This is a genomic window from Sphingomonas sp. (genome assembly GCF_013816785.1).
Classification (GTDB): domain Bacteria; phylum Pseudomonadota; class Alphaproteobacteria; order Sphingomonadales; family Sphingomonadaceae; genus Sphingomicrobium.
The window spans coordinates 1-11,569 of record NZ_JACDDV010000061.1; the positions used below are offsets into that span (position 1 = coordinate 1).

Sequence of the window (11,569 nt, forward strand, 5' to 3'; positions counted from 1 at the left end):
GTCTACCATTCCGCCACGTCCGCGGCGCGAGGCCTTCGCCGCCTGGCGGCGCACGACCTCATTCGGCGGTGACTTCGCCTAAGTTCAGCCGCTCGCGCATTTCCTTGCCCGGCTTGAAATAGGGTACGCGCTTAGCGTCGACTTCTACCGCCTCGCCTGTGCGCGGGTTGCGCCCGGTGCGGGCGTCGCGCTGACGAGTCGAGAAAGCGCCGAAGCCGCGCAACTCGACGCGGCCACCCTTGGCGAGTTGATCGGTGATCGAGTCGAACAAGGATGCGACGACATTCTCCACCTCGCGCTGGGTGAGGTCGGGAAAATCGCTGCACAGTTTCTGCACCAGTTCGGATCGGATCATCATATCCCCGCATCAATCAATTGGCCATGACGCCCCCCCGGCGACAGGCGATGCGTATCAGCCTGTTCGCCAAAGGAAAAGGGCGCAGCTGCATCGCTGCATCCGCGCCCTTCCCATAGTGAGGCGGGCAGCACACTGCCCGTGTGCGTTCATTCGGCCATGCAAGGCTTAGTCTGCATGGACGCTTACTTCTTGTCGGGCTTATCAGCCTTGGCTGGCTTATCGGCCTTGGCTGGCTTGGCCGGTGTTGTGGAGGCTTTTTCTTTTAGGGCGGCGCCGAGGATGTCGCCGAGGCTCGCGCCCGCGTCGGACGAGCCATACTGCGCCACCGCCTGCTTCTCCTCGGAGATTTGCAGCGCCTTAATCGAAAAGTTGGGCTTCTTCGAGCGGTCGAAGCCGATCACCTGCGCGTCGAACTTCTGCCCGACCTGGAACCGCTCCGGACGCTGCTCGTCGCGGTCGCGGCCAAGGTCGGTGCGCTTGATGAACCCGGTCGCGCCGTCGTCGCCGACCTGCACTTCCAGGCCGCCATCGCGCACTTCAAGCACGGTCACGGTCAGCGTCTCGCCCTTGTTGACGCCGCCCGACGATGCCCCGCCGCCGACCGCGACACCGCCGCGCTCAAGCTGCTTCATGCCGAGCGAGATACGCTCCTTTTCGACATCGACGTCGAGCACCACGGCGGACACGGACTCGCCCTTGTGGTGCAGCGCCAGCGCTTCCTCGCCCGACACGCCCCAGGCGATGTCCGACATATGGACCATGCCGTCGACGTCGCCGTCGAGGCCGATGAACAGCCCGAACTCGGTCGAATTCTTGACCTCACCCTGGACGGTCGATCCGACCGGATATTTGTCGGCGAAGTCGGTCCACGGGTTCGACTGGGCCTGCTTGAGGCCGAGCGAAATGCGGCGCTTCTCCTCGTCGACCTCAAGGATCTTGACCTCGACCTCCTGCGACGTGCTGACGATCTTGCCCGGATGGACGTTCTTCTTGGTCCAGCTCATTTCCGAGACATGAACCAGGCCTTCGATGCCAGGCTCCAATTCGACGAAAGCGCCATATTCGGTGATGTTGGTCACCCGGCCAGTGAAATTGCCCTCGATCGGATATTTGGCCTGCGCGCCCTCCCACGGATCGCTCTCGAGCTGCTTCATGCCGAGCGAGATACGCTGCGTCTCGCGGTTGATGCGGACGATCTGCACCTTGACCGTGTCGCCGATCGCGATGACCTCGCTCGGGTGGCCGACGCGCTTGTAACTGATGTCGGTGACGTGGAGCAGACCGTCGATCCCGCCCAGGTCGACGAACGCGCCATAATCGGTGATGTTCTTGACCACGCCCTCGATGATCTGGCCTTCCTCGAGGCTCAGGATCAGGCCCGAACGCTGCTCGGCGCGGGTTTCCTCGAGGATCGCGCGGCGCGACACGACGATGTTGCCGCGGCGGCGGTCCATCTTCAGGATCACGAACGGCTGCGAAATATCCATCAGCGGACCGACATCGCGGACCGGACGGATGTCGACTTGGCTTCCCGGCAGGAAGGCGACGGCGCCGCCCAAATCGACGGTGAAGCCGCCCTTGACCCGGCCGAAGATCACGCCGTCGACGCGCTCGGCCTTTTCGAATTCCTTTTCCAGCTTGTCCCAGGCGGCTTCGCGGCGCGCGCGGTCGCGGCTGAGCATCGCTTCGCCCTGCGAATTTTCGACCCGGTCGACATAGACTTCAACTTCGTCGCCGATCTTGAGATCAGCCTTCTGGCCCGGCGCGGCGAATTCGCGTAAGGGGACGCGGCCTTCGCTCTTCAAACCGACATCGATCACGGCGAGATCATTCTCGATCCCGGTAACGATGCCCTTGACGACCTTGCCCTCAAAGGACTCGTTCTCGCCGCCGAGGGCTTCATTAAGCATCGCCGCGAAATCGTCGCGGCTCGGAAATGCCGTAGTGGCCATAAAAGAGTGACTTTCGAACTTCAGTTTTCATGCCGCCGCCGGCCACATCGGCCGAACTACCATCTGGCGGACCTGGAAACCCATGATCCGCCCCGCCGGCCCCATGCCGGTCGAGGCGTCCGATGGACGTGGGCAGGCAGCAGGCCCAAGCATCGCAGCAAGGAAGACGAGCCGCCCGCAGAGCACACCGCCGGACGGTGGCGCGCATAGCGGATGAAGGGCAAGAGGGCAAGCGAGGGGGCAAGCGCGAGCTAACGTTTGAGTGCCGCTTCGCCACCGCTCACCAATCTATCGGCGTGAGCAATCACGCCATGAAACCAGCGCGCCAACTCCCGACTACTTACCCCTTCAGATCGTAAAGCCGTCTCGCCGAAAGCCAAAAGTGTCGAAAGGATGGCCTGTTGACCAACCTCGGCTCCTAGTCGCACGCCTTCGCTAACTGCTGGAGATTTTGGTGACATGGAGCCATGAACAAGCTTCGATCGCAGGGTGTAGGCACGCTGAGCCTTTCGAAGCCACTGCTCCCGGCTCTCGATCGTTCGAGGATCGAAGCAAAGCGCCGCCACCCTTTCAGATATTACGCTAGTTATGTCGTCTTTCTCGTCGGTCATCATGATGCGCTCAAGGGCGGTCACATATTTCACGACCTTTGCCGCTAGCGAAGACTCTCGTACTGCCTCTCCGAACCACAGGGCTGCTTCCAAAAACCGATCGCTTAGGGGCCTATCAAGAGTTGGGTCTGCCGCTGCTTCAAGAGCCACGCCACACAATTTCATCACTTCGCCATAATCGGGCCTGTCAAACAGCGTGAACCAATCATCCTCGAACGCAACTTCTCCCGGTCCGCCATACGACGCCATCAAATTCAATTCGCCCGTCGCCGTAATCGAAAACCTGCCGCGTTTATCTCTGTTGATAGCGGGACCACCCACAATCATCTTCCGCGTGTGACCCGGACCAAGCAGTAGATGAAGGCAATCAAGCGCAGCGATAACGGCTGTCTTTGCTAAATCATCAGAGGTCTGCTTATCGCACTCTGGAATGGTTACTTCGGCAACCCAGCCAAAGGTCTTGTAGTAGCGAACCATATCCGACAGAACTTTCCGATCCCGTCTTATCCCCTGAATCCGGTTGGCTTGAACGTGTTGTGCGAGAAGCGATCTAAAACTTGAGCGACTATGAAAGCGAATGGGTCCGATGGTAAAAGTTGACGGATTTTGAGCGATCATCAGATGACATGGGACGAAGTGCGTCAATGTCAGGCGCTTTGAAGCGGCAACACGGCCCGCCTCGGCGAGTGCGCGATCAACGTGACGTATGTCGACAGTCTGTCTCTCCTTCAGAAACCTCCGGACAAGAATCTCGGCCAATGGTTTCCTCACCGATTGGAGGCTTACTTGCTGGGCTATATCTGCGTGTGATCTAGCTCGTGCGGCTAACGACTCTAAGCGCTCAATTGCTTTGCGACCGCAAATCATGTGGCCACGCCCTGACGGGTGCGGGAGATCGCAGAATGCGTTCCCTTGCAGCTCCTCTTTATAGCCGTTCGGACGCTCCATCAGCAGACAATTAAAGCGGCCACACTCTGAGAATATGAATTCGACATCGGCTACAAGGTCGTCTTTGCGATTGGTCATGCGCCCATTTGTAGCATTTCAGCAGCCATGCACGAAAAATTGATTGTTGTGATTCCTATGCTGCGTGGACGTTCATGGGCATCATTCGGCGAGCCTGAAGGTGCGCGGCTGTTGACATCTTCTATTTTCGTAACTACATAATATCGCTGCCAGGAGACGAGCCATGCGTGAGCCAACAAGTTACGTAACGAGGAACGTCTCCCATGGAGATCAGCTACGACGCTGAGAAGCGTAGTTGGACCCTTCGCGAAAGGGGATTGGATTTTGCCGATGCAGTGCAGGTTTTCGCCGGAACGACGCTCACGATCCAGGACGATCGCAGGGATTATGGCGAGACGCGTTTCCAAACGATGGGACGGCTTGGTGACCGGTTGGTCATGCTGGTTTGGACCCCGCGTCACGGCGCATGGCACATCATCTCGATGAGAAAAGCGAATGACCGCGAACAAAAGAAATTTGACGCCCAACTTGAATGACGACGATGCCCAGGAATGGGCAGACGACGTCTTTGATCGTGCAAAATTGGCGCGCGGCGGTAAGGTCGTCCGCAAGGCGGAAGGCACGCTCACCCGGCGCGGCAGGCCGCCAATGGGCGAAGCCACCAAGCAGCAGGTCACGTTGCGCTTGGCCCCCAAGGTAATCGATCACTTCAAAGCCACCGGTGCCGGTTGGCAAACCCGTGTGAACAGCGTCCTTGAACAACATGTTTCCGGGTCACTCGGCGGAGGGGGTCGTTCAATGTTTCGTGAAGTAGCAGAAGGTTTTGCAATGGCGAAGAATGAGCAGACCGGCAAAAAAGCCGGAACGGCGGCGTCGAAGGTTTTGCGAAACAAAAGTACCGGCAAGGCATCTAAGACCGCTGCGGGCTCAGCCCTGACCCAGCGCCCTACGAAAAAGAAGTAGTCAGCTAAACCCTGAAGCGGAAGCTGTAGGAAAATTCCTATTGCAAATAGGGAATGAATAGGGAACATTGGTGGCGCTCGGAGTCGCCCCAATGATTGTTGTCGATGCCCCTATCCTGATTGCTCTGGCTGCCCTGATCAGCAGCGTTTCCGCGTTCGTCTGGGCGGTACGCCGCAAGCCTTGACCGGCCGCTCTTGACATGTAGGAACCTATATGGTTCATACATGAGATGTGCGATCACCGCGCCTTCCCTGCCCGCCTCTGCCCCAACAAGGCCAACATGTGCCCCGCAAGGAACGCCTGACCCCGGCCACGGTGGGCTATTCCTCCGTGCAAGGTAATTGGGTGCAGGAACGTCAGTGCGAACATTCGAAAGTTTACACGCTACGACGAAAATGCGCCGCAGCATCAACTTCATCAACTTCGGCCGGCAAAAATCCCGTAAATCCGCCAAACCATTATCTCACGGCCCCCGACCGAAACGCACTCGATCGCAGCCGCGCCGACAAACCGCCCACCACGTCCGCACACCCCCTTCCTTGACTTTTCACCCCCTTCCGCTGTAGCGCGCCTCGCGGCGCAGCGCCCCTCTTGGGCGCGGCCTGTTTTTCCGGACCCCTGCATGACCTTTGCCGATCTCGGCCTTTCCGACCAATTGCTGCGCGCTGTCATCGACAGCGGCTACGACGTGCCGACCCCGATCCAGAAGGGCGTGATCCCGAGCGTGCTGATGGGCCGCGACATCGTCGGCATCGCCCAGACCGGGACCGGCAAGACCGCCGGCTTCGTCCTGCCGATGATCGACATCTTGGCCGAAGGGCGGACGCGCGCAAGGATGCCGCGCAGCCTGATCCTCGAGCCGACGCGCGAGCTCGCCGCGCAGGTCGCCGAGAATTTCGAGAAATATGGCAAGAACCACAAGCTCTCGATGGCCCTGCTGATCGGCGGCGTGCAGATGGGCGACCAGGTCAAAGCGCTCGAAAAAGGCGTCGACGTGCTGATCGCCACGCCGGGCCGGCTGATGGACCTGTTCGGACGCGGCAAGATCATGCTCAACGACTGCAGCCTGCTGGTGATCGACGAGGCCGACCGGATGCTCGATATGGGGTTTATCCCCGACATCGAGGAAATCTGCTCGAAGCTGCCCAAGACCCGCCAGACATTGCTGTTCTCGGCGACCATGCCGCCGCCGATCAAGAAGCTGGCCGACAAGTTCCTGACCGACCCCAAGACGATCGAGGTCGCGCGCCCGGCCACCGCCAATATCAACATCGATCAGCGGCTGGTGATCGTCCCGGCAGCCAAGAAGCGCGACGCGCTGCGCCACATCCTGCGCGACGAAGGGTTCAAGAACGCGATCATCTTCTGCAACAAAAAGGTGACGGTGCGCGAGCTTTACACCAGCCTCAAGCGCTCCGGCTTCTCGGTCGGGCAGATCCAGGGCGACATGGACCAGTCGAGCCGGATCGCCGAATTCGATCGCTTCAAAAAGGACGAGATCAGCGTATTGGTCGCGTCCGACGTCGCCGCGCGCGGTCTCGACGTGAAGGGGGTCAGCCACGTCATCAACTTCGATGTGCCGTGGCAGCCCGACGACTATATCCATCGCATCGGCCGCACCGGGCGAGCGGGCCTGAAGGGTACGGCGATCACGCTGGCGACCCCGGCCGATGCCGAGGCGATCGCCTCAATCGAGAAATTGACCGGGCTCAAGATCGCCAAGGTCGGCGCGCCGGCGACGAGCGCCGAAGTCGTGAGCGAGGCTCCGGTCGAGGAAGCGCGGCCCGCGCCGCGTGGCCGCAAGCCGGCACGCGACAAGACGCGCGCCCCTGCTGCGGAAACGCCTAAGCCGGTCCGCGAGAAAGCTCCGGCCCCGCGCCATGAGCCCGAAGTCCGTCGCGACGAGCCCGACGATGACGAGTATCGCCCGCGGGTCGAAACCGGCGAGGACGAGTACCGCCCGACGGTCGAGCCCAAGACCGCCGACGACGCCGAACCGGCGTGGAACGGCCCAGTCCCTTCGTTTTTGAATTTCGGGGCGGGGTAGAAAGCCCCTCTAGCTGCGATAACGCTCCAAGAAGCTTGCCGCATACACATCGAAGCGCTGCCCAGCGATTGCGTCGCGCAGGCCCTGCATCAGCGCCTGGTAAAACCATAGATTATGCTCGGTCATCAGCATTGCGCCGAGGATTTCGCCCGAGCGGACGAGGTGGTGGACGTAGGCGCGTGAGTAGCTGGCGCAGGTCGGGCAGGCGCAAGTTTCGTCGATCGGTCCTTGGTCCTCCGCGAAGCGGGCGTTGCGCAGGTTGATCGGGCCGTCGGCGGCGAACGCCTGGCCGGTGCGGCCCGAGCGGGTCGGCAAGACGCAGTCGAACATGTCGATCCCGCGGCGCACCGCCTCGACGATGTCGTCGGGCTTGCCGACCCCCATCAGGTAGCGCGGCTTGTCGGTGGGGAGCATGGCGACGGCATAGTCGAGCACGCCGCACATCGCCTCATGTCCCTCCCCCACCGCCAGCCCGCCGATGGCGTGGCCGTCGAAGCCGATGTCGAGCAACGCATCGGTCGAGCGTTGACGCACGTCGCGAAACATCGATCCCTGCTGGATGCCGAACAGGGCGGCGCGAGCGGCATGGTTATCGCCAACGTCGAATGCGTCGCGCGAGCGCCTGGCCCAGCGCATCGATCGCTTCATCGACGCATCGGCCTGCGCCTCGGTCGCGGGGAACGGCGTACATTCGTCGAACGCCATGACGATGTCGGCGCCAAGCAGCCGCTGGATCTCAATAGAGCGCTCGGGGCTAAGCATGTGCGACGAGCCGTCGAGGTGCGATTTGAACCGCACCCCCTCCTCGGTCTTCTTGGTTAACTCGCCAAGGCTCATCACCTGGAAGCCGCCGCTGTCGGTCAGGATTGGGCGGCCCCAATTCATGAATTTGTGCAACCCGCCAAGCCGCGCGACCCGCTCCGCACCGGGACGGAGCACCAGATGATAGGTGTTGCCCAGGATAATGTCGGCGCCCGTAGCCCGAACGCCCTCCGGCTTCATCGCCTTGACGGTGGCGGCGGTGCCGACCGGCATGAACGCCGGCGTGCGAATTTCGCCGCGATGCATGGCGATGGCGCCGGTGCGCGCGGCGCCGTCAGTTTCGGCGATGGCAAAGGAAAAGCGGGTCATTTCCGATTTGCGCCGGACGTCAGGTTGAGGGCGTCCAACAGCCGTCTTGGTGCGCCGACATCGATCTCCAGCGTGTCTTCCGATTTGGTCGCAACCAATCGAAGTTGAGCACCACTGTTGTCATACAACCACGCGCGATCCGCTTTTTCAAGAAACCAAGGGAGTTGTGCCAGCGACCGTTCATATCGGCGGCGAATATCCCTTTCGGGAACGGCATGTCCGCCTTTCTTCACGCGAATAGCGACGCGTTCGACATTCTTGTCGGGGTGATCGAGCACGACGTACAACAGCCAAACTTCGTAACCCAATTCGTGCGCGCGTCCGACCAGCCGCCGATATTTGTCGGTCGACAGAACCGTTTCCACCCCGACCGGCTTATGAACAGCAAATGATGCGTCGAGCCATTGCTCGATCCGAATGACCGCTGCAAGATTGGCTTGCCTGCCGGCAAGCATCTCAACTTGCTCCAGGCGCGCCGTCAGCCGGTCGGGGTTGATGATCCATACCGTGCGGCCCTCAAACTCGGCGCGCGCATCTTCATAGGCCGTGCTTTTGCCCGACCCGTTTGGCCCTGCGACGATTAAAAAAAGTGGGTTTTCAGCGCTTTGCTGGCTGACCATCCGCCGAGCCGATCACTTTCTTGTTCTCGGCGCGCGCGCGCGCGACATTGCGACCAAAAACATAAGTCAGATCCCGGTCGATGGTCTCACTCGATAAATCGATGACATGATAACTCAGAAGCTTACCATCGGCGTCACGCGAGCGCTTGACGCGCGTTGACGCGCCCTTGCTCGTGATTTCACGCGCCGTGGTTTTCTTGAGCCTGGTTTGGACGATCTTCATCTGAACTCCTTGCTGACAATATAGCGAGCTTTGCCCCGCCCGCCAGTCTTGCCGATATGAATTGCCTCATAAGGCCGCCACTGCCAATCGCCAGCAATGATCGACCCTTGGGTCTACGCTGCCCTCACCGCGACCGCCGTCCTGACCGGTTTCATCGACGCAATCGCCGGCGGCGGGGGCCTCATCATGATGCCGGCGCTGCTGTTCGCCGGGGTGCCGCCGGTCAATGCGCTGGCGACCAACAAATTGCAGTCGATGTTCGGCACTGCGACCGCCTGCGTCAACTATGCGCGCAAGGGGCTGATCGACTGGCGCGCCAACCGCTGGACGATGCTGCTGGTATTCCTCGGCGCGAGCTTCGGCGTGATCGTCGTCCAGGCGATCGACACACGGGCGCTGTCGCTGATCATTCCGTTGCTGCTGATGGCGGTCGCGCTCTATGTGCTGGTCAGCCCGCGGATGGGCGACGAGGACGCTCAGCCGCGGCTGAGCGCGGCGGGTTATGCGCCGGTCGGCGCGGCGATCGGCGCCTATGATGGGTTCTTCGGGCCGGGCACGGGGAGTTTTTTCACCGCCAGTCTGGTCGCGTTGCGCGGACTCGGGCTGACCCGGGCGACGGCGCTGACCAAGCTGCTCAACCTCACCAGCAACGTCGCCGCGGTGATCCTGTTCGCGATCGGCGGCAAGATGGTCTGGCTTCTCGGGCTCAGCATGGCGGCCGGATCGATGACAGGCGGGTGGATCGGCAGCCATACCGCGATGCGTTTCGGTGCCAGGCTGATCCGGCCGCTGCTGATCATCCTGTCGCTAGGACTGACGGCGCGGCTGCTATGGGGCTATTTTGCGGGTTGAGAAGGCGCCGGGGCTTGCCTCATGGCCCGCTTGACGGGCAAGAGCGGCGCGATGACCGAGAAAAGCCCGGCCGCCCTCCCCCCTTCGCAACCGCATTTCGCCTTCATCGTCGGGGCCCCGCGTAGCGGCACGACCACGCTGGCGAGCCTGCTCAAGCAGAACCCTCATGTTTGCTTCTCTTCGGTCAAGGAACCCCATTATTTCTCGCGGCACGATCTCGACGGGCTCGACGAGGCGACGCTCAGGCACCTGATCGACGAGGATTATCTTGCACGCTTTTTCGGCCATTGCGCGGGTGAGAAGCTACGCGCCGAAGGATCGGTGACTTACCTTTACGTGCCCGACATGATGGCGCCGATTTTGAAGCTGTGGCCCAACGCCAAGTTCGTTATCGCGCTGCGCGACCCGCTTGACATGCTGCCTTCGCTCCACGCCCGGCTGCTGATCACCGGCGACGAGGACGAGGCCGATTTCCCGGCCGCCTGGGCGAAAATCGAGGAACGGCGCCAGGGCCGTTCAATCCCCAAGAGCGCGATGGACCAGCGCTGGTTACGCTACGATGATGCCGGCGCGCTTGGCAGCCATGTCGAGCGTTTCTTCGCGGCGGTCGGGCGCGAGCGCTGCCATGTCGTGCTGTTCGACGACCTGGTCGCCGACACTCGCCAAAGCTACTTCGAGCTGTGCGCCTTTCTCGGCGTCGAGCCGAAGGTCGACAGCAAATTTGCCGCGCGGCGGATCAACAAGGCCTATCGCATCGGCTGGCTCCAGCGGCTGCTCAAGCGCCCGCCAAAGGCGGTGCGTACGGTGTTCGCCGGCAAGCAGTTCCGGCAACGCGAGAAAAAGCTCGACGCCAAGGAAGGCAAGGCGATTGCAGCAGTGTTCCGGTGGCGTAAGCGGCTGCTCGCCTGGAACAAGGTTTCAGCCAAGCGCAAGCCGCTCGACCCGACCTTGCGCGGCCAGATCGTCGAACGACTTCGCGAGGAAGTGATCCTGCTGTCGAAGGTCATCGATCGGGACTTGAGACACTGGATGGGCGGGATTCCGGAAGCAAAGCCAACCGACAAAAGATCTTGAAGGCCTAAGCGGGCAGCAACAGCGAGGCGTCGCCATAGCTGTAAAATCGGTAGCCCTGCCTGATCGCGTGGGCATAGGCGGCCTTCATCGTGTCCAGCCCCATTAGCGCCGAGACGAGCATGAACAGAGTCGATTTGGGCAAATGGAAATTGGTCATCAAGCCGTCGACCGCGCGGAAGCGGTAGCCCGGGGTGATGAAGATGGCGGTGTCGCCTTCGAACGGATGAATCACGCCGTCGTCGTCCGTCGCGCTTTCGAGCAGGCGGAGCGAGGTGGTGCCGACCGCGATCAGCCGCCCGCCGGCGGCGCGCGCGGCGTTTAGGCGTTCGGCGGCGGCCGCATCGATCTTCCCCCATTCGGCGTACATGCGGTGGTCGGCGGTGTCGTCGACCTTGACCGGGAGAAAGGTGCCGGCGCCGACATGGAGGGTCAGCGTCTCGCGCCCAAAGCCGCGCTCGTCGAGAAGGTCGATCAGCCGCTGTGTGAAGTGAAGCGCGGCGGTCGGCGCGGCGACGGCGCCGGCCTCCGCCGCGAACATCGTCTGATAATCGTCGCGGTCGGCGGCGTCGGTCCCACGACGCGACGCGATATAGGGAGGCAGCGGCATTTGCCCGGCACGCTCGAGCAGCAGTTCGACGGGTTCGTCGCCGTGGAAATGAAGCAGGAGGGCGCCGGCATCGTCGCGCTCGACGGCGGTGGCGGCGACGCCCTCGGCAAAATCGATGCGATCGCCTTCACGCACGCGCCGGGCGTTGCGGACGAACGCCCACCA

The 11,569-nt window shown here is 61.7% G+C and carries 12 protein-coding genes; 5 read left to right on the forward strand and 7 right to left on the reverse strand.

The features are described 5' to 3' along the window. Window positions 1–58 precede the first annotated feature (58 nt). The 3 genes from H0W65_RS10890 to H0W65_RS10900 form a co-directional block, all read right to left on the reverse strand. Window positions 59–355: an integration host factor subunit beta gene (locus tag H0W65_RS10890; RefSeq protein WP_294007553.1), complete on the reverse strand. Its 297-nt coding sequence runs from the start codon at window positions 353–355 to the stop codon at window positions 59–61. Between the two features lie 185 nt (window positions 356–540). Beyond that, window positions 541–2,310, reverse strand: a complete 1,770-nt coding sequence (rpsA, locus tag H0W65_RS10895) for a 30S ribosomal protein S1 (protein ID WP_294007531.1) — start codon at window positions 2,308–2,310, stop codon at window positions 541–543. A gap of 251 nt (window positions 2,311–2,561) precedes the next feature. Continuing rightward, complete coding sequence (locus tag H0W65_RS10900; protein WP_294007533.1) at window positions 2,562–3,947, reverse strand: HEPN domain-containing protein; 1,386 nt, start codon at window positions 3,945–3,947, stop codon at window positions 2,562–2,564. Between the two features lie 203 nt (window positions 3,948–4,150). Here H0W65_RS10900 and H0W65_RS10905 point away from each other — a divergent pair, with 203 nt between their 5' ends. The 3 genes from H0W65_RS10905 to H0W65_RS10915 all read left to right on the forward strand — a co-directional run bounded on the left by H0W65_RS10905 (window position 4,151) and on the right by H0W65_RS10915 (window position 6,897). Further along, the gene (locus tag H0W65_RS10905; RefSeq protein ID WP_294007535.1) at window positions 4,151–4,423 is read left to right on the forward strand and encodes a BrnT family toxin; all 273 of its coding nucleotides are present in this window, start codon (window positions 4,151–4,153) and stop codon (window positions 4,421–4,423) included. Further along, the gene (locus tag H0W65_RS10910) at window positions 4,383–4,850 is read left to right on the forward strand and encodes a BrnA antitoxin family protein (protein WP_294007537.1); all 468 of its coding nucleotides are present in this window, start codon (window positions 4,383–4,385) and stop codon (window positions 4,848–4,850) included. Before H0W65_RS10905 ends, H0W65_RS10910 begins: the two co-directional genes overlap by 41 nt. A gap of 622 nt (window positions 4,851–5,472) precedes the next feature. Then, a complete protein-coding gene (locus H0W65_RS10915) occupies window positions 5,473–6,897 on the forward strand; it encodes a DEAD/DEAH box helicase (protein ID WP_294007539.1) in 1,425 nt (474 codons plus the stop codon). 9 nt (window positions 6,898–6,906) lie between these two features. Here the strand turns inward: H0W65_RS10915 and tgt are convergent, their stop codons facing one another. Genes tgt through H0W65_RS10930 form a run of 3 tightly spaced genes read right to left on the reverse strand, consistent with a single transcriptional unit; the run spans window position 6,907 to window position 8,871 of the window. Further along, window positions 6,907–8,028 carry a tRNA guanosine(34) transglycosylase Tgt gene (gene tgt, locus H0W65_RS10920; protein WP_294007542.1) on the reverse strand — a complete coding sequence of 374 codons (1,122 nt, stop codon included), beginning with the start codon at window positions 8,026–8,028 and terminating at the stop codon, window positions 6,907–6,909. Next, entirely contained in the window at window positions 8,025–8,648 is a 624-nt protein-coding gene (locus tag H0W65_RS10925; RefSeq protein ID WP_294007543.1) for a zeta toxin family protein, read from the reverse strand. The genes tgt and H0W65_RS10925 overlap by 4 nt, the downstream gene beginning before the upstream one ends. Further along, window positions 8,626–8,871 carry a hypothetical protein gene (locus H0W65_RS10930; protein WP_294007545.1) on the reverse strand — a complete coding sequence of 82 codons (246 nt, stop codon included), beginning with the start codon at window positions 8,869–8,871 and terminating at the stop codon, window positions 8,626–8,628. Before H0W65_RS10930 ends, H0W65_RS10925 begins: the two co-directional genes overlap by 23 nt. 96 nt (window positions 8,872–8,967) lie before the next feature. Between H0W65_RS10930 and H0W65_RS10935 the strand changes: the two genes are divergently transcribed. Both H0W65_RS10935 and H0W65_RS10940 read left to right on the forward strand, forming a co-directional pair. Further along, complete coding sequence (locus H0W65_RS10935; RefSeq protein WP_294007547.1) at window positions 8,968–9,723, forward strand: TSUP family transporter; 756 nt, start codon at window positions 8,968–8,970, stop codon at window positions 9,721–9,723. 21 nt (window positions 9,724–9,744) lie between these two features. Beyond that, complete coding sequence (locus H0W65_RS10940; RefSeq protein ID WP_294007549.1) at window positions 9,745–10,797, forward strand: sulfotransferase; 1,053 nt, start codon at window positions 9,745–9,747, stop codon at window positions 10,795–10,797. 4 nt (window positions 10,798–10,801) lie between these two features. Here H0W65_RS10940 and queA read toward each other — a convergent pair. Beyond that, window positions 10,802–11,569, reverse strand: a 768-nt coding sequence (gene queA / locus H0W65_RS10945; RefSeq protein ID WP_294007551.1) for a tRNA preQ1(34) S-adenosylmethionine ribosyltransferase-isomerase QueA, incomplete at its 5' end; no start/stop codon positions are given.